A 22,906-nucleotide genomic window follows, 5' to 3' on the forward strand; every position below is an offset into this window, starting at 1 on the left:
CTTTTGCCTCGTTTTGGCAAGGGGTGGCCTCAGAGAGGCGGCCGTTTGTCCCACCAGGGGGCCAGTCTTTCCAGCGCCGCCCCCAGACCTAGAACACCCAGGTCGTCGTGACGGCGGCCGATGATCTGCAGGCCGATGGGCAGCCTGTCGCTGGTGAAGCCGGCCGGCACCGAAAGGGCCGGGCAGGGGCTGACGAAGTTCCAGACGGAGGTGAAATCGAGGGCGTGGTAGCGGCCTTGTGCATCCAGCTGCCAATACTCGGTATCGTTGCGGCCGACCTTGGCGGCCGGCTGGCACATGGTGCCGGTGATGATCGCTTCATTGCGGGCGAGGATCGGCTGGATCTCGCCCCACATGCGCGTGCGGACGATCTCGATCTTCTTGAATTCGACCGCGTTCATGGCGAGGCCGTTTTCCATCAGCCGCACGACATTGGGGTCCATCTTGGCGCGGTACTCCTTCAGCACATGGCCGAAGAAGGTGGCGAGATAGACGCCCCAATGCTGGCTCCACAGATCGTCCTCATCCTTGCCCCAAGAGATCGAGACCTCCTCGATGATCGCCCCGGCCTTGGCGTAGGTGTCGGCGGCGCGGCGCACGGCAGCTTCGACCTCCGGATGCCAGACGTGATTGCCGGCTTTCAAAAGAAGCGCCAAACGGCGGCCTTTGAGATCGGCCGGCAGCGGTGCCGTGAAATCGAGTGGGGTGGTCAGCGATTGAATGTCGCGCTCATCCGGCCCCTGCGTGATCTGCATGAACAGACATGCATCGCCGATCGTGCGGGCAAGCGGTCCGAAATGGGACAATTGATCGAACTGGCTGGGCAGGATGGTGAAGGGGATGCGGCCGAAGCTGGGCTTCAGGCCGACGATGCCGCAGAAGCTTGCCGGAATGCGCACCGAGCCGCCCATGTCGGACCCCTCGGCAAAGGGTACGCAGCCGCTGGCCACCGCTGCGCCGGATCCGCCGGAGGAACCGCCGGCGGTGCGTTCCGTGTTCCACGGGTTGCGCGTGATGCCCCAGAGCGGGCTCTCGGTGAAGCTCGAATAGGCAAATTCCGGCGTCGTCGTCTTGCCGATCAGGATACCGCCGGCATGGGCCAGCGCCTCGGCAATCGGCGCGTCATGATCCGGCACCCAATGCTCATACGCATAGGAGCCAAGCGTCGTGCGCTTGCCCTTGGTAGGCGTGAGATCCTTCAGTGCATAGGGCACGCCGTGGAGCGACCCGCGGAATTGGCCGGCCTTGGCCTCGGCTTCCATCTGCCTGGCCTGTGCCAGGGCTTCGTCGGCATAGACGAAGCAGAAGCAGTTCAAGACCGGATTGACCTCGGCGATGCGCTGCAGCGCATTCTCGACCAAGGTTACCGGCGACAGACTGCCGGCGCGGATGCGGGCCGCGAGTTCGGTGGCGGGCGTGAAGCAAAGATCGAGATCAGTCACGAGAAGAATCCATTCCGAGCATGGGTTAGGCGGTTCAGGCTGCGCGTGACCAGGACGATCAGGGCTATATCAACGCAGACCATCAGGGCGACCAGGGCATGATAGAGCGGCGATGCGTTCTGGGCGACCCCTGAAAGAATGGCGCCCGGTAGAAGGACGGCGTCACCGGACAAGGCGTTGCCGAGATAGAAATCGCCCAGAGACAGGATCATCGCCAGCAACGCACCGAAGGCGAGATAGGGTTTGAGGGTCGGGAAATTCAGGCGGTAGAAGATGGTCAGTTCGTCAGCACCGGCCTCCAACGCCGCTTGGCGCCAGGCGGGGTCGACGCGGCGCCAGCCGAGGCACAGGATGGCGGCCACCAACGGTGCCGCCACGGCTGCCTGGCTGAGAGCAACGAGGCCGAGCCCGAGTGCGTTGCCGCCCCATTGCGCCAGCTTGAGACAGGCGAGGAGGAAGAGGGCGCCGAGGCCAAAGCGCGGCAACAGGAATGGCAAGGCGGATAGCAGCAGCGGCAGGTAGCGACGACCCGTCATCCAGGGGCGCCACAACAAGGAGAGTGCCAGGCCCCAGCCGGTCGCCAGCGCACTGACCGCGATGGCAATCAGCGGAGTTTGCAGGAGGGCCGGCGCAATGCCAGCTTCTTTGCCCAGCGCGGCCATCAATTGACTGGCATCGGCGACGAGCAGAATGCCCAGGGCATAATAGAGGCCGAGGCTGAAGATGGCGCCCACCGGCAGAAGCAGGAACAGGACCAGCAGCAGACCGAGCAGCTGCATGACCAAGGAGGGGGCATGGCTGACACGGCGGATCATGGGCCTGCCTTTTGGCGTCGACCCGCTGCTGCGACAAAAAGAAAGAGCGGGATGGTCGCGCAGATGAGCATCAGAAGCAGCATAGCGGCTGCATAGGGCCAGCCGGTCTCGCTCTCAAGAGCTCGTTGCAGCCATTCACTGGCCTGCTGGAACTCACCGGTGCCGAGCAACCGCGGCTCGAGGAAGCTGCCGACCGAGCCGCAGAAGACGATTGCGGTGGTGAGGAATGCTGCGGGACGGCAAAGCGGCCAAAGCAGTCGACGCAGCAAGGTGAAACTCGTGGCGCCGCATTCGCGCGCCGCCTCGATAAGAGCTCGGTCAATTTGTGCGAAGCCGAAAGCCAAGGCGATGATCGCCGGCGGCAACCAGGCATGAATGCTGGCGATCAGTTCACCGGAAAAGCCGCTGATCAGCGCTGTCGGCATGAAATCGGCCGATGCCAGATCCTTGAAGGTCCGCATCCAGCCGAGGATGCGCATGCCGGGATCAAAGAACCACATGATGACGACGAAGCCCAGCGCCAGTCGACCGAGGAAGCGGCCACGGATCCCGATCAGATAGGCAATCGGGATCGCAAGGCTCGTCGTTGTCAATGCGGTGATCACGCCGAAAAAGAGACTGTTGAGAACGGCTTCGCGTGCTTCCGGCGACCCGAGGAGGCTGGTCCAGGCAGTCGGAGACAGGTCCATGAGCGACGGGCCAGCCGACTGCGACGGCATCGCCAGCAGGCTGAGCCACAGGACGAGGAGCAGCGGTGCCGCGACGATGACGATCTGCAGAGCGATTGCGGCCCAGCCGAGGCCGAGCAAGGGGCCACGCAGGTGCCGCGCGTTGCCTGATGCCGCCGACATCATTCGGCCGGTAGCAGGTAGGAATCGGCCCGGTTCCATCCCAGAGTCACGCGGCGGCCGCTTTCCAGCGGGAAGGGTGAGGGCAATGGAATTTCAGCAGTGATGCCTGGCGTGAAGCCATCGATCGCAACGCTGATTTGTGCATTGCTGCCGTGCGGCATGACGTCGGCGATGGTGCCGTCGGCCAGCATGTCGAAGCGGCGGATGCCGAGGAAGGGACGCACCACTTCGGGGCGCACCAGCAGCAAAGCGGGTCCGCTCGCCAGTTGCGCATGGCAACGCTCTCGTCCGATTTCACCACCGCCGGACTGCAGTAACGGTGAGCGCAGGAGCACCTTCGTCTCCTGCGGATCGACCTCGACCGGCAGAAGATTGCAGGGACCGGCGAGGCGCGCGACGGTGGCGCTTGCCGGGCGGCTGAAGAGTTCTTCCGGCTTGCCGCGCTGGATCTCGCGGCCGCCGACGATGATCGAGATGCTGTCCGCCAGCGCCATCGCCTCGGTAAGGTCATCGGTTGCAAAAAGCGTGGTCAGGCTGAACTGGCGATGCAGTCGCTTGAGTTCCGGCAGAAAGGCGCGGCGTGCCGCGAGTGGCAGGACTTGCAGGGGGCGCTCGAGCAGTAGAATTTCCGGTTCGCCGCCGATGGCGCGCGCCAGTGCGACGCGCAGTTGCTGCTCGGCCGTGAGCGAAGCGGGCAACTTATTCTGGATGTCGGCGCCAATACCGCATTCCTCGCAGAGGCGTTCCAGCCGGTTATCGATTTCAGCCCGGTCATGGCCGCGTTGCTCAAGCGGAAAGGAGATATTGGCGCGCGCGCCGAGATGGGGGAAAAGGGCCAAGTTCGGACGCACGGTCATGACGCCGCGTTCGCCCGGGGCACGCAGGGCAAGATCCTTGCCGTCGATCAGAATGCGGCCGTGCCGCGGTCGGGCAAAACCGGCGATGAGATCGGCAATCGTGCGCAGGACCGCCGGCTCCGGTGCCACGATTGCATAGAAGGCACCGCGTTCGACATTCGCCGAAAAGCCATCCAGAGAAGCGGCGGCCGTTCCCGCCGTCAGGTCCCTTAAGTCCAGATGGCTTGTCACCGACATCGTCAGTGGTGATGCGCTTCGTGCAGCATGGCTTGGCGCATGCCGGTGTCGTAGGCATGACCGGTGGGCGTCAGGATGCAGGCCATCGGGAACATCGACTTGATGAGCCCCTTGCGCTCCAACGCGCGCCAGGCCGCTTCATTGCCGAGGCCCGTTGCGTCGCTGGCGGACAAGACCCAGGGGCCAAGATGGAAATGATCGCCATGGGCATGGGGCAAGCGCTGGATCAGCGTGTGGCCGGGCTCTTCGGCGGGAGCGGCGTAGCCTTCCAATCCGGAAAGCGCCTGAAACAAGGTGAGCGTCTTCAACTGCAAGGCATTGAGGTTGAGCGGGTTCTTCTTCGGCGGCATGGCGGTCGGTCCTTAAATCGTGGCTTCAATCGGCCAGGGTCTTTTCCATGAAGAGGGAGTTCGGGTCGGGCTGATAGTTGCCGAATGGGCCGATCTCATAAAAACCGGCATTGCGATAGAGGGCGATGGCCTCCGGTTGTTTGATGCCTGTTTCCAGGCGCAGGCAGCCGAGCCCGACCGTGCGCGCATCCGCCTCGAGGGCCGCGAGCAATCGGCTGCCGAGCTTGGAGCCGCGCGCCTTGGGATCGACGAACATGCGCTTCACCTCGGCATAGCCGTCCTGGCGCAGGAGGGCGCCGATGCCGCGCACCTGCCCATCGATACGGGCCACGAAGAAGCTGGTCTCCGGGCCTTGGAGCGTGGTGATATCGACCAGGTGATTGCTTTCGGCTGGATAGAGTGCCGCATGATAGGCATCACTCGCGGCGAGCAGGGCGTGGATTTCCGGTTGGTCCGGGTTTTCGATGCGGATGACAGGGGTAAGCAAGACGGGCCCTCAGTCGCGGAAGTTGGTGAATTGCAGGGGCTGTTCGATCTTCAGTCCTTTGACGAAGGCGATCGCGTCCTGAAGATCGTCCCGCTTCTTTCCACTGACGCGCAACTCATCGCCCTGGATGGAGACCTGAACCTTCAACTTGCTGTCCTTGATATCCTTGACGATCTTCTTGGCCAGCGTCTGCTCGATCCCCTGCTTGATCACGACTTCCTGGCGGCGTGAATTGCCGGTCGCCTTCTGCTCTTCCTTGAACTCCAGGCACCCGACATCAAGCTTGCGGCGGGTGATATAGACCTTGAGGAGTTCCTGCACCTGCTTCAGCTTCAGATCGTCATCGGCATTGATCGTGATGATGGCTTCCTTGCGCTCGACGGTGCAATGCGAGCCCTTGAAGTCGAAGCGGGTGCCGATCTCGCGCACGACGCCCTGCACGGCATTCTCGACCTCGGCGAGTTCGGTCTTCGAAACGATGTCAAATGACGGCATCGGAACCTCCACAATTCTGCCAGAAATCTGCCACAGGCCCGCTCAATGCGCCAGCGCCCGGGGAATGCGCGGATACCATAGATAGAGGGTGACGGCGCGCAGGACGAAAAACAGCATCAATGATCCCCATAGCCCATTATTGCCGAAGGCGGGGATGGCGAAATATTGAGCGACGATGGCGCCGAGGGCTGCAATGACCATGCCATTGCGCATCTCGCGACCGCGCGTCGCGCCGATGAAGACGCCATCAAGGATATAGCACCAGAGCGCCACCAGCGGCGTAGCAATCAGCCAAGGAAGATAGGGTTCGGCTGCAGCGATGACGGCGGGATCGTTGGAAAAGAGACCGACAATTTCCGCCCCGTATTGCTGGATCAGGACTGAAAGCCCCAAGGCGAGTATGAAGGCCCAGAGCAACGATCCGGCAACGGCAAAGCGAAGTTGGCCGCGATCGCGCGCGCCGATCGCCTGGCCGGTCAGGGTTTCTGCCGACTGGGCGAAGCCGTCCAGCGTCTGCGCGATCGTGGCCATGAGGGAGAAGAGCACCTGATTGGCCGCAAGGGTCGCATCACCCATGCGGGCGCCGAGGCCGACGAAATAGACCATCACGAACATGATGGCCAAGGTGCGCAGGAAGATGTCGAAATTGACCGAGACGAGGACGAAGAGCTTGTCGAGATCGATAAGCGAGCCAGATTCGTCACTCAGCGGGACGATGCGCAGCAGGCGACGGGCGACAATCATACCGACAACCGCCGTGACTGCCTGCGCAATAGCGGTTGCGATGGCAGCACCATCGATGCCCAAATGGAAGCGGAAGACGAGGAGGTAGCAGAGGACGACGTTGAGGCCGTTCAACAGCAGTTGGAGGGCCAGGGCCCGGCCCATGCGCTGCAGCCCCACCAACCAGCCGAAAATGACGTAGTTGGTGAGATCGAAAGGAGCGCTGAACAGGCGGTAGTGGAAGTAGCGAGCGGCGAGGTCCGCCACGGCCTCGCTCGAGCCGAACATGGGGACAGCGACGAAGGCCAGCGGCACCATGACGAGCAGAATGATGAAGCCGAAGATCCAGGCGAGAGCGAGGGCGCGATTGAGGGTTGCCTTGATCTCGTCGCCGTCTTCGGCGCCATAGGCCTGGGCGGTGAAGCCGGCCGTGCCCAAGCGCAGGAAAGCGAACGCCCAGAGCACGAAAGTCGAGAGCGAGGCGCCGACCGAAATGCCGCCAAGTGCGATGGCGTCGCCGGTCTGTCCTATCAGGGCGGTATCGACCAGATTGGGCAAAACGGCGGAGAAATTGGCCAGAATCGCCGGAATCGCCACGGCGAGAATGCGGCTGTGGGTCACCCGGGGTGTTTGAAGGACTGTGTCGGTCATGGGCTGTATTGCGATGGGCGGCGCAATATAGGCAGGGCCGGCAAGGACTGGCAAGTTGGGCCAAGTCGCCGAATCCGCGGATTTGCGCCAAATTTCTACACTATTTCAGAGACCTAGGCCGATGGTAAGATATCTTTAAACAATTCATTCTAGTTAACGAGGACTATTTTCGCGATTGATTATAGTCATCGAATGAAGATGACTGGTTTGATTGATCCTTCCCGCGCAGGCGCCAGGCGGTGCCTTGGTCGAGATTGGTTGGCACGATGTTGGACGGTCACATTCTCTGTCTCATCGATGACGATGCCGAGCGCGCGGCGGTCGACAATGCGTTTGGTGTTGGCCGCTACGAAATTGACTTCACCACGACCCGCGCTGCCATCGCCTCAGCCAAGGGGAGCGATGTCCCAGCCGACCTGCTCTTGATACGCGTGCAGAGCCCCGCCGACGGGGATTTCATCCGCGACGTCCGGCAGCATCACGCCAGCGATCAGTTGCCGATCGTCTTCCTGGTCGATTCCGGGGCCGAGGCGCTGATCGAGCATTGCATCGCCTGTGGGGGCGACGATTTTCTGACCGTGCCGATCCATGGCGCCGAACTGCTGGCACGCGTTCGCAGCCAGCTGTCGCGCGCGCGCGCCATTGCCGCCAGCAGGCTCGAGCGGGAGCGGTTCGCCCTCGCCGTGGCTGGTTCGAGTGACGGTATCTGGGACCTGACGCTTGACGATGATTCCCTCTTCATGTCGGCCCGATGCGCCGAACTGCTGGGCCGCAGCGGCGAGGATGCCTTCAAGCGCCTGGAAGACTGGCTGACGATCATCCATCCCGACGATGTCGACCAGTTCCAGGTCGAACTGCGCAACCATCTTGAGGGCATCACATTGTCCCTGCAGATGGAATGCCGCATGCTGCATAAGAACCAGACCTATCGCTGGTTCCTGGTGCGGGGAACCGGTCAGCGCAACGGCACCGGCAAGGCGGTCCGGATCGCGGGGTCGCTGACCGATATTTCCGAGCGCAAGCTCACCGACGCGATGACGGGCTTGCCGAATCGCATCGTCCTCTATGACCGCCTCAACCAGACGATCGTCAAGAACCGGCGCAAGGCCTCGGCGAATTTCGGCATCATCCTGCTGCAGATAGATCGCTACGAGACGATGCGTGAGGCCTATGGCCAGGTCTTCTGCGATGCCGTACAGAAGGTCGTGGCGCAACGCCTGGTCGGCACGCTGCGCACGACGGATACGCTCACCATCATGGGCGAGAACACGATGTGCATCCTGCTCGATGTGATGCGCGACGATACCGATCTGGTGCGCGTCTCGCATCGCGTGCGTGCCGCGGCCGAAGAGCCGATCACGCTCGGTGACGAAAGCGTGCTGCTGAGCCTTTCCATCGGCATGGCCCAGGCGCAGGCGCATCATCAAAGTGCAGAAGACCTGATCCGTGATGCCACCGCAGCGCTCAACAAGGCGCGGGCAGAGGGCGGCGGGCAGGAGGTCGTGTTCGATCCGGACATGCAGCGCCGCGCGCGCGACCGGCTGCGCATTGAGGCCGAACTGCATCTCGCCTTGAAGCGGGAAGAGCTGCTGCTGCTCTACCAGCCGATCATCGATCTCAATTCGGGCCGGCTGGCCGGGTTCGAAGCCCTGGTGCGATGGCAGCATGCGCAGCGCGGCATGATCTCGCCGATGGACTTCATCCCGATCGCCGAGGAAACCGGCCTTATCGTGCCGATCGGCACCTGGGTGGTGCAGGAGGCGTGCCGACAGGGGCGCGCCTGGCTCGATCAGAATTTGAACCCTGATCTCTTTATCAGCGTCAACGTCTCCTCACGCCAGCTCGACGGACCCGCCTTGCCGGAGATCGTGCGCCAGTCGCTGCGCCAGAGCGGCCTTTCGCCGGCGCATCTCAAGTTGGAGATCACGGAAAGCGCCGTGATGCGCGATTTCGAACTCACCATGAAGCTGCTGAAGCGGTTGAAGGAGATCGGTGTCGGCTTGTCGCTCGACGATTTCGGCACCGGTTATTCGAGCTTGAGTCTGCTGCGCCGCCTGCCGGTGGATACGCTCAAGGTCGACCGTTCCTTCGTGACCGCCATGACGGTGGATGCGAGCGGCGTGAAGATGGTCGAAGCCATATTGCAGCTGGCGCGTCTCTTCGACCTCAAGGTCGTGGCCGAGGGCATCGAGCATGAAGAGGAAGAACGGCTCCTCAAAGGCCTTGGTTGCGAGTTTGGCCAAGGCTGGCGCTATGGCAAGCCGTTGACAGTCGACGCCTGCTTCGAACTGATGACCCAGCAGAGCGCCGCGACGAAGCGCATCGCCCGCTAATCCGAGAGATCTGAGCCGGGCACCCTGTTTGTGGCAGGGTGCCCGGCTCTTTCTATTTGTTGGACTGCAAGGCCGCCTGGATATCGCGCTGGCGGCGCTTCTCGCTTCGCGTCATCAGGATATGCGAGGTGATGACGCCGGTCGCAACCACCGTGATGATGATCGTGGCCAAGGCATTGATCGTCGGATCGACACCGCGACGGACCTTGGAGAAGATCAGCTGCGGCAGCGTGCCCGAACCTGGGCCGTTGTTGTAGATCGTGATGACAAGGTCATCGAGCGAGATGGTGAAGGCGAGAAGCCAACCGGAAATGACCGCAGGCGCCACGATGGGCAGCGTGATCAGGAGGAAGGTCTTCAGCGGTTTGGCGCCGAGATCGAGTGCCGCTTCCTCCAGCGACATGTCGAAGACGGAAAAGCGCGACTGCATCACCACCGTCACATAGGACATCGAGAAGGTGATGTGTGCCAGGATGACCGTGGAGAAGCCCATGCTCTTGGGCCAGCCGAACCAATAGCCCATCTCCTTGAATAGTAGCAGCAAGGAGAGGCCGGTGATCACTTCCGGCATCACCAGCGGCGCCGTTACCATGCCGCTGAAGGCCACGCGGCCGCGGAACTTGCGGTAGCGTGCCAGCACATAGCCCGCCATCGTGCCGAGGACCGTGGCGAAGGTGGCGCTGACGGAGGCGACGATGAAGCTGTTCTTGGCGGCGGTCAGGACAGCGCTGTCGGAAAGAAGCACCGGATACCAGCGTGGCGAGAAGCCCCCCCACAAGGTCATCAACTTGTTGGCGTTGAAGGAATAGGTGATAAGCACCACCATCGGCCCATAGAGGAAGAGGAAGCCGAGAACGAGGGCAGCGATCACGAACCAGGAAAGCCGATTGGTCATTTCGGCGCCTCCTGGGCTTTGTTTTGATAGTACTGAAACAGCATGATAGGCACGACGAGCGCTACGAGAATGGCGACCGCCACGGCGGACGACATCGGCCAGTCGCGATTCTGGGAGAATTCGTTATAGACCACGCGGCCGATCATCAGCGCATCGGGGCCGCCCAGCAATTCGGGAATAACGTATTCGCCGACGGCCGGAATGAAGACCAGGAGAGATCCCGCGATAATGCCGGGCATGGAGAGAGGGATCGTGATCATGCAGAAGGCCTTGAAGGGCCGGCAGCCGAGATCGGCCGCCGCTTCCAGCAAAGACATGTCCATTTTTTCGAGATTGGAATAGAGCGGCAGGATCATGAAGGGAAGATAGGTATAGACGATGCCGATATACATCGCTGTGGGCGTGTAGAGGATCTGAAGTGGCGTGTCGATGATCCCCAAGGCCAGCAACGCATCGTTGAGGACACCTTCCTTACCGAGAATGCTCATCCAGGCATAGACGCGGATCAGGAACGAGGTCCAGAACGGCAGGATGATGGCCAAAAGCAGCAGCGAGCGTGTCGAGGGTGAGCAGCGGGCGATGCCATAGGCCATCGGATAGCCGATGAGCAGGCAGAAGACGGTTGAGATCGCCGCCAGCTTGAGCGAGTTGCCATAGGCGATGATGTAGAGGAGATCGCCGCCAAGGCGCTTGAAATTGTCGAACAGCTGCTCATGCGCAACGCTTTCAGGCCCGAACATCGGCGTGTAGGGCGGTTGGGCAATCAGCGTCTGAGCAAAGCTGATCTTCAGAATGATCAGGCAGGGTATAACGAAAAAGACCGTCAACCACAGATAGGGCACAAGGATCACGGCCGCGCGGGGTCTGATTCCGAGGGCCATCAAGAAGTGTTGGAACTGCCCGCCGAGCGGCAGGGAGGATTTCTGGGGAATATCGCTCGCCATGATATTCCTCAGCTCAGCAGTGCCACGGGACTGTTGGCGTGCCAGGTCACATAGACCCGGTCATCCCAATCAATCACATGTTCAGCGGCGCGCCGCTGGTTCGACATCGTCACTTTTACTTCCTTGCCGCTGTCGAGCTTGATCAAATAGACCGACATGTTGCCCATATAGGCGATGCCCTTGACGATACCGGGGGTCGCGTTGTGTCTGTTGTCGGTGGGCGCAGTCTTTGACAACTCCATCTTTTCAGGCCGGATGGCGACCCATACCCACGCGCCGGGCGCTGCCGAAATGCCGTGATCGATATAGATCGGTGCGCCGCATTCGGCGGATTCGATCAGGACATGGTCGGGTTCATCTTCAACGATCTGACCTTCGAAGAGATTGACCGAGCCGATGAAGTCGGCAACGAATTTGGTGTTCGGGTATTCGTAGATTTCCTTGGGCGTGCCCACCTGGACGATCTGGCCGCTGTTCATGACGCCAATGCGGGTCGACAGCGTCATCGCCTCTTCCTGATCGTGCGTGACGACGATAAAGGTGATGCCGAGGCGATCCTGAATGTTCATGATTTCGAATTGGGTGGCTTCGCGCAGCTTCTTGTCCAGCGCGCCCAAAGGCTCATCGAGGAGCAGCAGTTTCGGCTCCTTGACCAGCGAGCGGGCGAGGGCGACGCGCTGGCGCTGGCCGCCGGAGAGCTGATGCGGTTTGCGGTGTGCGAACTGGCGCATCTGAACCATGTCGAGGATGGCGCCGACCCGGGTCTTGATCTGATCGGCCGGCACCTTGTCCTGCTTGAGACCGAAGGCCACGTTCTGCTCGACGGTCATATGCGGAAACAGGGCATATGACTGGAACATCATGTTGGTCGGCCGCTCATAGGGCGGGATGTCGGCCATGTCGACGCCATCGATATAGATCTTGCCGGAGGTCGGCTGTTCGAAGCCCGCCAGCATGCGCAAAAGCGTTGTCTTGCCGCAGCCGGACCCGCCGAGGAGGGCGAAAAGCTCGCCACGATAGATGTCGAGCGAAACGTCGTTGACAGCCACGAAGTCGCCGAACTTCTTGGTCACATTCTCAATTCTGATATAGGGCTTGGCGTCGGGATCGTTCCAGATCTGGGTTGTTGTTTCCGCTTTTGCTCGTTCAGCCGCCATGATGCTTCCTGCCAATGCTGGCCCGATGGGCCTAATTCATATGCCTCGCCTGCGAGGCCAATCCATCAATGAAGAGGGCAGCGGTTCGATCTGACCCGCTGCCCGGTTTTTATTGTCCAGTCTTCACCCGCGTCCACTCCCGGGTGATGATTCGATTTAGGTTCTGATCCCTGACGACGGACGGGAAGCCACGCTTGAGTACTTCCTCGCTCGGATAGATTGCCGGGTCCTCAAGGATTTCCTTGTTCACGAATTCCTTCGCCGGGAGATTGGCGTTGGCATAGTAGGTGAAGTTCGTCGCCGCCGCGATGACTTCCGGGCGCATCATGTAGTTAAGGAACAGATTGGCGTTCTTGGGGTGCGGCGCGTCGGCGGGAATGAGCATGCCGTCAAACCAGATATTAGTGCCTTCTTTTGGGATGGTATAGGCGAGGTTGACCTTCATGCCCGCTTCTGCTGCGCGGGTGGAGGCGGTGGCGTAGTCGCCCGACCAGCTCATGGAAATGCAATATTCGCCGTTGGGCAGCGCGTTGAGATATTGCTGCGAGTCGAAATTGCGGATGAAGGGCCGGACTTTCATCACCATGTCCGCCGCGGCGATGATGTCTTCTTCCTTCTGCGAGGTTGGGTCCTTGCCCATATAGGCAAGGGCCAGCGGGAAGACATCTTCGGGTGAATCGAGGAAGGTGACGCCGCAATCCTTGAATTTCGCGATCACATTGGGGTCGAAGATCATGGCCAAGCTGTCGAGCGGCGCATCCGGCATGCGCTCCTTCACCATGTCGACATTGTAGGAGAAGCCATTGGTGCCCCACATATAGGGGATGGCATATTCATTTCCCGGATCGGCATCCTTCGACAGGATTTCCATGATCTTGGGATCCATGTTCTTCAGGTTGGGCAGCAGGCTCTTGTCGAGTTTCTGATAGAGGCCGATCTTGATCTGCCTGGCGAAGAAGGACGAGGAGGGGAAGACGATATCGTAGCCGGTACCGCCGGTGACGAGCTTGGCTTCGAGGTCTTCGTTGCCGGTATAGGTTTCGTAGCGAACCTTGATGCCGGTCTCTTTTTCGAAATCGGCGATGGTCGTCTCGCCGATATAGTCGGACCAGTTGTAGACGTTGAGTTCTTTGACGGCATCGCCTTGTGCGGGAGCTGCCGAGGCCTCTTGGGCCGGCGGAGTTGCCGCGGTACTGGCGGCCGGATCGGTGGTTGCTTGCTGGTTGGTCGCGGGAGTCGTCGCTGCGGTATTGCTTGCCTGCTGCTCGGCCTTTTCCTCACCGCAGCCCGACAGGAACGTCCCCAGAGCCACCATTATGGTCGCCACGCGCAACGCTTGGCCGAATCGCATATCGCCAGACATGCCGCCTCCCCAGTTCTATGAACCTTGCCCCGCGATCAGCGCATCATTGGCTGATGCTGCGTCAGTTCGGGTCTTCCCTGCGTAATACTTTGTTAACAATTTTTTATATCTGACCCTGCCTGGGTACGTCGTGTCAACCCTCGGCAAGAGCCCGCACGCGGCTTGAAACGACGCGTTCATGATTCAATTCGCCACCCGCGCAATAAAAGACCCCGCGGCTTCAACCGCGGGGTCAGGGGAACAATCCTTGCGCAGAGCGTATGTTAGCGCTTGCGCGACGTCGCCTTACTGGCCGGTCTTGATTTTCGTCCAGGTGCGGGTGCGCAGGCGTTCGACTTCCGGCGACGCAACCTTGTCCGGGAACAAACGAGCCTGCACTTCCGGCGTCGGATAGACGTTCGGATCGTCGAGCAGGGCTTTATCGACCATCGGCAGCGCTGCCGCGACCGGGCTGCCATAGGCGACGTAATTCGCATTGGCAGCAGCCACCTTGGGCTCGAGATTGTAGTTGATCCATTTATAGGCCTGATCGATGTTCACCGCGTCGGTGGGCATCGCAATCGTATCCATCCATATCAACGTACCTTCCTTCGGGATGGCGTAGCCGACCTCGATGCCGTTCTTGGCTTCTTCGGCACGAACACCGGCAAGGCTGAAATCGCCGGACCAGCCGAGCGCCAGGCAGATGCTGCCGCTGGCGATGTCGTTGATGTAGCTGGAGCTGTGGAAGTACTTCACATAGGGGCGCACGCCCAGAAGCAGTTTCTCGGCCTCCGCATAATCATCGGCGCTGGCGGTATAGGGATCCTTGCCGAGATAGTTGAGTGCGATCTGCAGCACTTCCGACGGCGCGTCCAGCATCGAAATACCGCAATCGGCGAACTTCTGCGCCAGTTCCGGCTTGAACAGAATATCGAGGCTGTTCACCGGCGCGTCAGGCATGCGCTTGTTGATCTCGGCAACATTGTAGCCGACACCCGTCGTACCCCAGAACCATGGCACCGCATATTTGTTGCCCGGATCGAAGGCGGCGAGGACTTCCATGATCTTCGGATCGAGATTCTTGTAGTTGGGAATTTTCGCCGGATCGATCGGCTGGTAGACGCCGGCAACGATCTGGCGCGCGAGGAAGGCGGCAGAGGGATGGACCAGGTCGTAGCCGGTGCCGCCAGCCATCAGCTTGGCTTCGAGCATCTCGTTCGAGTCATAAACATCGTATTGGACGGTGATGCCGGTTTCTTTCTCGAAATTGGCCACCGTGTCTTCGGCGATGTAGTCCGACCAGTTGTAGACGTTGAGCTTGCCACCGGCGGAGGCAGCAGGGGCCGCCTCCGATGTTGCCGTCTCAGTGCTGGCGGCCGGGGCCGCTTCGCTGGTTGCGGTGCTGGCTGCTTCCGAGGTTGCGGCCGGAGCCGCCTGGCTTTGCGCTTCTTCCTTCTTCTCCTCGCCGCAGCCGGCGAGCAGCAGGGCGGAAATAAAGGCAACTCCGATCAATCTCGATTTTTGCACCATGGCCTCCTGAGTTTTGTTGACGTTTTGGCAAGGGCCGGCGGCCCGGAATCAATCCCAGAATCGCAATCGTTAACGCGACAATGGGCTATTGTCGCACCCACAAGGGTGGTTTTGTCAACAAATGCCCGTGAAGAGCCGCTGCGGCCATTCGACCGGTTCATTCGCTCCAATTCTGGCCGTCCAGGGTCATCAGCACGGTATAAAGATCCGGCCGGCGGTCGCGGAAGAGGCCCCAACCAGCGCGTTGGCGGCGTAGGGCCTGGAAATCGAAATCGGCGGTCAGAATGGCTTCCTCATTGCCGGCGGAAGCGATGATTTCGCCGCGTGCGCCGGCAATGAAGGACCGGCCGTAGAAATCCAAGGAGCAGGTGGCGCCGTCCTCGCGGCCGATGCGGTTCGATGCGACAACCGGTATCATGTTGGCGGCCGCATGCCCCTGCATCGCACGCTGCCAATGGTCGGCGCTGCTGAAGTCGGGGTCATTCGGCTCGCTGCCGATCGCGGTGGGGTAGAAGAGGATTTCCGCACCCATCAGTGCCATGGCACGGGCACATTCCGGAAACCATTGATCCCAGCAAATGCCGCAGCCGATCCGCGCATAGGCCGTGTCCCAGACCTTGAAGCCGGTGTCGCCGGGATTGAAATAGAACTTCTCCTGATAGCCGGTGCCATCAGGAATGTGAGACTTGCGATAAAGTCCCAACATCTCGCCATCGGCATCGATGATGGCGAGCGAATTATAATAGGCGTTGTTGGCCGCCTCGAAAAACGAGACCGGCAGGACCACTTCGAGTTCGCGGGCCAACTCCTGCATGCGGGCAATGGTGGGGTGGTCTTCGGCGGGTTGCGCCAGATCGAACAACTCGGCCATCTGGTCTTTGCAGAAATAAGGCGTTTCGAACAATTCCTGCAGCTGGATGATCTGCGCGCCGCGCTTGGCCGCCTGGCGCACCAGAATCTCGGCCCGGTCCACATTCTGGGCGGGATTCGGCGAACAGGCGAATTGAGTTGCCGCAACAGTCACCGTAGACATTCTACCCATCCCCATTTGCCAGTCCGATGGCCGGGCAATACACCGGCCAGTTCGTCGATCCGCTCGTCTCGATTCATAGCCGTTCAACGGAGCCGATCAAGCCTTTCCTCTCGGTCAGCCCCTCCTTTTGGACTACTTGCGCGATGTTCTGGAATCGTCACATTGTGTCCTGGGCGGCGCGCCATGCGGCTGCGATACCTAGGCTTGGCCCTGCGGCAACGCGGCATGCGCCCGGTAAGCAACTGACTCGATAAGCGGGATCCTGCCGGAGCGCCTGGGGGGTCCCAACAATGATCGTCAATATTGGGAGGTACCCCTATGCTTCGTCGCAATTTCATCAAAGGTGCCGGTATCGGTGGTGTCGGCTTGGCCGCCAGTGCCGTTGCGGCACCCGCCATCGCGCAAAGCGCGCCGGAACTAAACTGGCGCCTGACGTCAAGCTTCCCCAAGAGCCTCGACACAATTTATGGCGCTGCCGAGACATTCTCCAATTATGTCTCGGACGCGACCGATGGCAAATTCAAGATCCAGGTCTTCCCGGCCGGCGAGTTGGCGCCGGGCCTTGAAGCAGCCAACGAGGTTTCGAAGGGCTCGGTCGAAATCTGCCACACTTGCAGCTACTACTACTGGGGCAAGGATCCGACCTTCGCTTTTGGAACCGCCGTTCCTTTCGGTCTTAACAGCCGCATGCAGAATGCCTGGATGTATCACGGCGGCGGTATCGACCTCCTCAACGAGTTCTATGCCGGTCACAACCTGTTCGGCCTGCCGTGCGGCAACACCGGCGCGCAGATGGGCGGCTGGTTCCGCAAGGAAATCAAGTCGGTTGAGGACCTGAAAGGTGTCAAGATGCGCATTGCCGGTTTCGCCGGCAAGGTGATGTCGGGCGTCGGCGTCGTGCCGCAGCAGATCGCCGGTGGCGAAATCTACCCGGCGCTTGAAAAGGGCACGATCGATGCGGCCGAATGGGTCGGCCCCTATGATGATGAGAAGCTCGGCTTCTACAAGGTGGCCCCGTACTACTACTATCCGGGCTGGTGGGAGGGCGGCGCCTATCTCCACATCATGGTCAACAATGAAAAGTGGAACGCCTTGCCCAAGAGCTATCAGTCAATCATCCGTGCCGCTGCCCAGGCCACGACCGCTGATACCCAGGCCAAGTATGACTTCCTCAACCCGACGGCACTGAAGAAGCTGGTTGCCGGTGGCGCCAAGCTGAAGCCCTATCCGCAGGATGTAATGGAAGCCTGCTTCAATTCGGCCAAGGCTGCATACGAGGAAATCAGCGCCACCAACGCGCCGTTCAAGAAGCTCTATGAAGCGATGTCGGCGATCCGTGCCGACGAGTATCTGTGGTTTCAGGTGTCGGAGCATACCTTCGACACGTTCATGATGAACCAGCAGCGCAAGAAACAGCTTTAAGCTCCGCGCTGGAGCATCAAGGCCCGGCAATCGTGAGGTTGCCGGGCCTTTTTTCTGGGCTACTCCATTGTCGGCGGCTCCGACAAGTCGAGGCTGGGAAGCTGTTCAAGTTCGCTGCCACCCTCCAGCCCCTCGCCACCCGGCAGGGTGATCTCGATCTTGCTCGGGTCTACCGTCGAAATTTCATCCTGGTAATGCGTCACCAACTTCGGCACCAGCATGACGGCGGCGACCATGATCAGCTGCAGCAGGATGAAGCCGATTGCGCCGCGATAGATTTCGGTCGTCTTCACCCCGGCGAGCGTCTTGCCGGTTACCTTGTCCAGCCAGTTACCGACCGGTGCCACGGATCGCATGTAGAACAGGGCGAAGCCGAAGGGTGGTGTGAGGAAGCTGGTCTGCATGTTGACGCCGAGCAGCACACCGAACCAGATCAGGTCGATACCCAATTTGGCAGCAACCGGCGCCAGCAGCGGAATGATGATGAATGCGATCTCGAAGAAGTCGATGAAGCAACCTAGGATGAAGACCAGAATGTTGACTGCAATGAGGAAGCCCCACTGGCCACCTGGCAAGCTCGACATCAACTCTTCAACCCACACATGCCCGTTGACGCCGTAGAAGGTCAGCGAGAAAACGCGGGCGCCGATCAGGATGAAGAGCACGAAACAGGACAGCCGCGTGGTTGAATCGAGCGCTTCGCGCAATGAACCCCACGAAATGCGACGCTTTGCCAAGGCCATGATCAACGCGCCGGCGGCACCCATGGCTCCGCCTTCAGTCGGTGTGGCGATGCCAAGGAAGATCGTGCCCAGGACAAGGAAAATCAGTGCCAGCGGTGGGGTCAGCGTGATGACGACTTCCTGCGCCAGCCTGGACAGGAAGTTGAGCTTGAGCGATTTGTTGACAACGGCAAGGGCGTAGATGATGAGCGCGCCTATGGTCGCACCCCAAATGCCGGCCCCGTTCGGAACTGTCTCCGCCAAAGCGCGATCGACACCATAGGCGATGGCGACGCCGACAAGGCTTACGACAAGTAGCGACGTGGCACCGCTGCCCAGCGTTCGGGCTGCAGTCGGCAGGGCAGGGGCGGCTTTTGGCCGGATAATGGTGATGACGAAGACATAGAGACAGTAGATCGCTGTCAGCATCAGGCCAGGAACGATTGCACCCGCATACATGTCGCCGACAGAGCGGCCAAGCTGGTCGGCCAGGACGATGAGGACGAGAGACGGGGGGATGATCTGCGCCAATGTACCGGATGCAGCGATGACGCCGGTTGCCAGCGACCTGTCATATCCGTAGCGCAGCATGATCGGCAGAGAGATGAGGCCCATCGCCATGACGGAGGCTGCTACAACGCCCGTCGTCGCTGCGAGCACGGCGCCGACAAGAACGACAGCATAGGCCAGACCACCGCGGATCGGACCGAAGAGTTGCCCGACCGTATCGAGCAGATCTTCGGCCATGCCCGATTTTTCGAGCACAATTCCCATGAATGTGAAGAACGGAATGGCCAGGAGGGTTTCATTGTTCATGACGCCGAGCAGGCGTCCGGGCGAGGTCTGCAACAGGGGCCAGGACAACGTGATCTCGCCACCCGACAGCGGTGCCAGTTCGACGCCGATGAAGAAAAAGAACAGGCCGTTGGCAGCCAGGGCAAAGGCGACCGGATAGCCGGACACCAGGAACAGGACCAGCGCCGCGAACATGATCGGCGCGAGGTTGTGGGCGATCAGCTCGATCATCGGTCGCCCTCCTTGCCGCCATACGGATTATCCATGCCGGATGCCGCCAGTTCGGTGGTGACCGTCGTCTGCATGCTGCCATGGTCGTCCGGGTCGGCCATGATTCCGGCCAGAATGGCGATACGTTTCACGATTTCCGAAATGCCTTGGGCGAAAAGCAGGACGAACCCCACCAGAATGATCAACTTCGCTGGCCAGATAATGAGGCCGCCCGAGTTCATCGACATTTCCTGGGATTGGTAGGACTCAAGGAAGAAGGGCCAGCAGAGCCAGATCATCATCGAGACGAAAGGCATCAGGAAGACGATGTGGCAGAAAAGGTCGATCCAGTCGCGCGTCCGCTTCTTGAGGTGACTGGAAATGACGTCGATGCGGATATGGGCGTTGCGCTGCAGCGTATATGCGGCCGCCAGCATGAAAACGGCACCGAACAAGTACCATTGCAATTCGAGCCAGGCGTTTGAGCTGCTGTCGAAGGCCTTGCGGATGATGGCATTGACCGTGCTGACGATAATCGCCGCCAGGATCAACCATTTCACTTGGCGCCCAATAAAGGCCGTGACCGCGTCAATGCCGCGGCAGGCCGCAAGCAGTGCCTGCATCCCCTCATCCTCCCAGTCAGCCGCCATTTCGGCGGAGTCTTTTTCAGCCTCACCGCAAGCTATCTAAAGCCTTGATGGGACGCAATCATTCCTGATCTGGCGCTAAACCCGACTTTAGTCTGGGGTCAGGAGGTATATCCCATGGTCATCTTTGATCGGACCCCGTCCGTCGGTCCGTTCAGCCTTGGCCGGCCCTCGCGGTAGCGGTCAGGATGCCGGCACCGATCAGCAGGGAACCACCCAGTTTATTCGCCGTGCCCACGACGCGCTCATTCCGGATCGCCGCCCGGGCACGCGAGGCGATGAGGGCGTAGCCGAAGGCGTTGGCAAAGGCGAGGATTAGAAAGGTGGTTTCGAAAACGGCCATTTGGGTCAGGAAGTCGGCATGCGGATCGAGGAATTGGGGCAGGAAGGCGACGAAGAAGATGATGCTTTTGGGGTTGAGAGCGGTGACGATCCAGGCGTGGCCCAGCATCCGCATCGTGCTGGCGCCATCGTCCCGCGGCTTGGCATTCAAAGAGCCGCCGGCGCGCCAAAGCTTGATCCCTAGCCAGATCATATAGGCGGCGCCAGCCCATTTGAGGATCGTGAAGATCGTCGCCGAGGCGGCGAGCAAGGCGCCAAGGCCCAACATCGACAGGGTCATAGCGGTGAAGTCACCCAAAGCCACGCCGACCGCCATGGGCAACGCGGCACGCCAGCCCTGGCCGAGGGCATAGGAGATGACGAGCAGAATGGTCGGCCCAGGAATCACCATCAGCAGTGCCGATGCCGCAGCGAATGCAAGCCACGTTTCCCAGGCCATTCTCGATCTCCCCTCTGTTCAGGGAAGAAGCAAGCCACAGGCCATAAACCACGTCCAGCTTTTATACTGTTCGGCTATCTGATTGGAAAATAAAGAACTATCCGGTCGGATAGTCAAAACCAAGATCGCGCGCGGCCAGATAGCCGCCCTCGCTGACGCGGGTCCAGTTCAGCGTGGTCTTCCGGTATTTGAGATAGGAGGCCACGATCCGTTTGGTGACGTCATCGCCGCTATCGAGGACGCTTTTGACAACTTCGCTTGAGGCATTGCCGAAGGCGATGAGAACGTCCCGCGAGAACTTCTTCAACTGCACGTCATGTTCGTTGACCAGCGTCGCCAGGGCGGCCGGGCTGCGGCCGCTATATTCCGCTGCTGTCAGGCCATTCTCCGCCATGCAGGCCGCGGCGACGATCTGCTTGAGATCGTCAGGCAGGGCAGAGAACTTGCTCTTGTTGACGATGCATTCGAGACCGGTGCCCGGTTCCTGGAAGCCCGGCCAATAGTAGAACTTGGTGATCTTGTAGAGGCCGAGCGACAGGTCATTGTAGGGGCCGACCCATTCGGCACCGTCGATGGCGCCATCCTGCAGCTTGGCGAAAAGCTCGCCGCTGGCCATCGGCATGACGTCGACACCGAGTTTCTTCAGGGCCTCGCCGCCATAGCCCGGAATGCTGAATTTACGGCCCTTCAGGTCAGCGACGCTGTTCACTTCCTTGAGGAACCAGCCGCCCATCTGCACGCCGGTATTGCCGGCCAGGAAGGGTTTGACGCCTGCGGCATCATAGAGCTCGTCCCACAATTCCTGGCCGCCGGCGAAATTGATCCAGCCGTTGAATTCGGTCGGGATGAGGCCGAAGGGGACGGCGCTGAAGAAGCCCGCCGCCGGCATCTGGCCGATGTGGTAGAGCGAGAAGTCATGCGCCATTTCGGCGGTACCCTGGGATACCGCCGCGAAGCCCTGCAGGGGCGAAACCAGTTCGCCGCCGGCATAGACCTTTACTGTCAGGCGACCGCCGGAAAGCTGGTTGATGCGTTCAGCAAGGCGTTCGGCGCTGGAACCGAGGCCGGGCAGGCCCTTTGGCCAGGCCGTGACCATCTTCCACTCGATCCGGTCCTGGGCGATGGCGGGTTTGGGAAACGCACCGCCCAAGGTGGCAGCGCCCGCGGCACCAGCCGTTAAGGCACCGGTCAGAAAGCGACGACGTCGCATGCAAGCAATCCTCGATCTGGTCAATTTTGGCGCGGCGCGGGTCCCGAAATCGGGGGACACGGCGCCAGCCCGCTGGTCATTCTCGGGCCGGAAACTATCAGGTCACAATGGGCAAGGAAAGCGGCCTCAATCCGTTAAAGCGGAGAGTTCAGCAATCCACCGGCAACAGGGGCTTCCAGCCATCTGGGCCATAGCCCTCCAGGGGCTGGTAGCGCCGTTTGTAGTCCATCTTCTGGCTGTCTTTGACCCAATAGCCGAGATAGAGGTAGGGCAGGCCGGTCTGGCGGGCGAGTTCAATCAGGCGCAGGACGACAAAGCTGCCCAGGCTGTTGCGGGCTTGATCGGCGGCAAAGAAGCTGTAGACGGCAGAAATGCCGTCCGAGCTCCAGTCGGTCAGGCAGGCAGCGATCAGATTGCGCTCGGTATCGCGGAACTCGATCATGCGCGTGTCGATCGGGCTGTCGGCGATCATGCTGGCATAATCCTGCGGGCCCATGCCGACCATTTCCCCGTCATTGTGGCGTAGGTCCAGATAGCGGCTGAAGAGCTGGTATTGCTCCTGGGTGGGGTGTGCCGGTCGAATCTCCGACACCAGATCGGCGTTGCGGGCGAGAACCCGGCGCAGCGAGCGGGACGGGTGGAAGTTGGCGACATCGATCCGCACCGGGACGCAAGCCTGGCATCCGGCACAGGCCGGCCGATAAGCGATCGAATGGCTGCGACGAAAGCCGGCACGCGACAGCAGCTCGAACAGTTCCGTCGCCTGACCGCCGGACAGTTCGGTGATGATCTTGCGTTCCATCCGATCAGGCAGATAGGGACATGGGACCTCGGTGGTCACCATGAAGCTGATCGGAAAACTGCGGCTCTGGACGCTCATTGGACCATTTTAAGCCAATCCCGGTAGCGTTACCAGCTTTGGGGACACTGCCCGCGGACTCTGGCCGGGGACTCTGGCTGGGAACTTGGGACGC

Annotated in this window: 21 protein-coding genes; 2 read left to right on the top strand and 19 right to left on the bottom strand. The window is 60.7% G+C overall.

Annotated features, from left to right (window positions below; translation table 11 throughout):
• Positions 1-29: 29 nt before the first annotated feature.
• The 8 genes from ACE3OA_RS13705 to ACE3OA_RS13740 are packed head-to-tail and all read right to left on the bottom strand — an operon-like array spanning position 30 to position 6,908.
• Positions 30-1,442, bottom strand: coding sequence for an amidase (locus ACE3OA_RS13705; protein WP_374311561.1), 1,413 nt, complete (start codon positions 1,440-1,442; stop codon positions 30-32).
• Entirely contained in the window at positions 1,439-2,257 is an 819-nt protein-coding gene (locus ACE3OA_RS13710; protein WP_374311563.1) for a hypothetical protein, read from the bottom strand. The genes ACE3OA_RS13705 and ACE3OA_RS13710 overlap by 4 nt, the downstream gene beginning before the upstream one ends.
• Positions 2,254-3,111, bottom strand: a complete 858-nt coding sequence (locus ACE3OA_RS13715; protein WP_374311565.1) for an ABC transporter permease — start codon at positions 3,109-3,111, stop codon at positions 2,254-2,256. Before ACE3OA_RS13715 ends, ACE3OA_RS13710 begins: the two co-directional genes overlap by 4 nt.
• Positions 3,108-4,196, bottom strand: coding sequence for an ABC transporter ATP-binding protein (locus ACE3OA_RS13720; RefSeq protein WP_374311567.1), 1,089 nt, complete (start codon positions 4,194-4,196; stop codon positions 3,108-3,110). Before ACE3OA_RS13720 ends, ACE3OA_RS13715 begins: the two co-directional genes overlap by 4 nt.
• Positions 4,197-4,204: 8 nt before the next feature.
• Positions 4,205-4,552 (bottom strand): hypothetical protein, encoded by a 348-nt coding sequence (locus ACE3OA_RS13725; protein WP_374311569.1) that lies wholly within the window; start codon positions 4,550-4,552, stop codon positions 4,205-4,207.
• A gap of 25 nt (positions 4,553-4,577) precedes the next feature.
• Positions 4,578-5,039 carry a GNAT family N-acetyltransferase gene (locus tag ACE3OA_RS13730; protein ID WP_374311571.1) on the bottom strand — a complete coding sequence of 154 codons (462 nt, stop codon included), beginning with the start codon at positions 5,037-5,039 and terminating at the stop codon, positions 4,578-4,580.
• Between the two features lie 9 nt (positions 5,040-5,048).
• On the bottom strand, positions 5,049-5,534 hold the full coding sequence (locus ACE3OA_RS13735) for a YajQ family cyclic di-GMP-binding protein (RefSeq protein ID WP_374311573.1): 486 nt from the start codon (positions 5,532-5,534) through the stop codon (positions 5,049-5,051).
• A 42-nt stretch (positions 5,535-5,576) separates the two neighbouring features.
• Positions 5,577-6,908, bottom strand: coding sequence for an MATE family efflux transporter (locus ACE3OA_RS13740; RefSeq protein WP_374311575.1), 1,332 nt, complete (start codon positions 6,906-6,908; stop codon positions 5,577-5,579).
• Between the two features lie 266 nt (positions 6,909-7,174).
• On the opposite strand from ACE3OA_RS13740, the gene ACE3OA_RS13745 reads away from it, so the two are divergent.
• A complete protein-coding gene (locus ACE3OA_RS13745; protein ID WP_374311577.1) occupies positions 7,175-9,241 on the top strand; it encodes a putative bifunctional diguanylate cyclase/phosphodiesterase in 2,067 nt (688 codons plus the stop codon).
• Between the two features lie 52 nt (positions 9,242-9,293).
• Here ACE3OA_RS13745 and ACE3OA_RS13750 read toward each other — a convergent pair whose 3' ends face one another.
• From ACE3OA_RS13750 to aguB, 6 genes are all read right to left on the bottom strand, one after another.
• Entirely contained in the window at positions 9,294-10,136 is an 843-nt protein-coding gene (locus ACE3OA_RS13750) for an ABC transporter permease subunit (protein ID WP_374311579.1), read from the bottom strand.
• The gene (locus tag ACE3OA_RS13755; protein WP_374311580.1) at positions 10,133-11,080 is read right to left on the bottom strand and encodes an ABC transporter permease subunit; all 948 of its coding nucleotides are present in this window, start codon (positions 11,078-11,080) and stop codon (positions 10,133-10,135) included. The genes ACE3OA_RS13750 and ACE3OA_RS13755 overlap by 4 nt, the downstream gene beginning before the upstream one ends.
• Before the next feature lie 8 nt (positions 11,081-11,088).
• The gene (locus tag ACE3OA_RS13760) at positions 11,089-12,237 is read right to left on the bottom strand and encodes an ABC transporter ATP-binding protein (protein WP_374311582.1); all 1,149 of its coding nucleotides are present in this window, start codon (positions 12,235-12,237) and stop codon (positions 11,089-11,091) included.
• A gap of 109 nt (positions 12,238-12,346) precedes the next feature.
• On the bottom strand, positions 12,347-13,600 hold the full coding sequence (locus ACE3OA_RS13765; RefSeq protein WP_374311584.1) for a polyamine ABC transporter substrate-binding protein: 1,254 nt from the start codon (positions 13,598-13,600) through the stop codon (positions 12,347-12,349).
• Between the two features lie 285 nt (positions 13,601-13,885).
• Positions 13,886-15,112: a polyamine ABC transporter substrate-binding protein gene (locus ACE3OA_RS13770; RefSeq protein ID WP_374311586.1), complete on the bottom strand. Its 1,227-nt coding sequence runs from the start codon at positions 15,110-15,112 to the stop codon at positions 13,886-13,888.
• 157 nt (positions 15,113-15,269) lie between these two features.
• Positions 15,270-16,145: an N-carbamoylputrescine amidase gene (aguB, locus tag ACE3OA_RS13775; protein ID WP_374311588.1), complete on the bottom strand. Its 876-nt coding sequence runs from the start codon at positions 16,143-16,145 to the stop codon at positions 15,270-15,272.
• Between the two features lie 318 nt (positions 16,146-16,463).
• Between aguB and ACE3OA_RS13780 the strand changes: the two genes are divergently transcribed.
• Positions 16,464-17,567, top strand: coding sequence for a TRAP transporter substrate-binding protein (locus ACE3OA_RS13780; RefSeq protein ID WP_374311590.1), 1,104 nt, complete (start codon positions 16,464-16,466; stop codon positions 17,565-17,567).
• A gap of 59 nt (positions 17,568-17,626) precedes the next feature.
• Here ACE3OA_RS13780 and ACE3OA_RS13785 read toward each other — a convergent pair whose 3' ends face one another.
• From ACE3OA_RS13785 to ACE3OA_RS13805, 5 genes are all read right to left on the bottom strand, one after another.
• Positions 17,627-19,315, bottom strand: a complete 1,689-nt coding sequence (locus tag ACE3OA_RS13785) for a TRAP transporter large permease subunit (RefSeq protein ID WP_374311592.1) — start codon at positions 19,313-19,315, stop codon at positions 17,627-17,629.
• Positions 19,312-19,917: a TRAP transporter small permease subunit gene (locus ACE3OA_RS13790; protein WP_374311594.1), complete on the bottom strand. Its 606-nt coding sequence runs from the start codon at positions 19,915-19,917 to the stop codon at positions 19,312-19,314. The genes ACE3OA_RS13785 and ACE3OA_RS13790 overlap by 4 nt, the downstream gene beginning before the upstream one ends.
• Positions 19,918-20,095: 178 nt before the next feature.
• Positions 20,096-20,722 carry a LysE family translocator gene (locus tag ACE3OA_RS13795; RefSeq protein WP_374311595.1) on the bottom strand — a complete coding sequence of 209 codons (627 nt, stop codon included), beginning with the start codon at positions 20,720-20,722 and terminating at the stop codon, positions 20,096-20,098.
• 97 nt (positions 20,723-20,819) lie between these two features.
• Complete coding sequence (locus ACE3OA_RS13800; protein WP_374311597.1) at positions 20,820-21,932, bottom strand: TRAP transporter substrate-binding protein; 1,113 nt, start codon at positions 21,930-21,932, stop codon at positions 20,820-20,822.
• 148 nt (positions 21,933-22,080) lie between these two features.
• Entirely contained in the window at positions 22,081-22,812 is a 732-nt protein-coding gene (locus ACE3OA_RS13805) for an arginyltransferase (protein WP_374311599.1), read from the bottom strand.
• Positions 22,813-22,906: the final 94 nt, after the last annotated feature.

It is taken from the genome of Dongia sp. (assembly GCF_041906375.1).
In the GTDB taxonomy this organism is placed as follows: domain Bacteria; phylum Pseudomonadota; class Alphaproteobacteria; order Dongiales; family Dongiaceae; genus Dongia.